The organism is Citrobacter sp. TBCS-15, assembly GCF_005280815.1.
In the GTDB taxonomy this organism is placed as follows: domain Bacteria; phylum Pseudomonadota; class Gammaproteobacteria; order Enterobacterales; family Enterobacteriaceae; genus Citrobacter; species Citrobacter werkmanii.
In genome coordinates, this window is sequence record NZ_SZWK01000140.1 from 1 (window position 1) to 236 (window position 236).

The window sequence follows — 236 nt, forward strand, 5'->3', positions numbered from 1 at the left end:
TGGTAAAGCCTAGTGACGCCTTGGGTGGTTCTACTCTAACAGCATGGGCAGAATTTATGTTAATGTTAAGCCCTAAACGTGGCAAGCATAACGACTTCTCTAAGTTATCAGTCAAAGCGCGTGGATATCAGTTTGACGATGATTTAAACTTTTCATACGTTGATTCAGTATTCACTTGCGTCAATAAATCAAAAAAAGAACCAGATAGCGAACTAGTGGAAAAAGTAAAGGCTGAA

General features: G+C 39.0%; 1 protein-coding gene. It reads left to right on the forward strand.

From position 1 onward, the window contains the following. Window positions 1–236, forward strand: a 236-nt coding sequence (locus FDW96_RS25235; RefSeq protein ID WP_212732880.1) for a hypothetical protein, incomplete at both ends; no start/stop codon positions are given.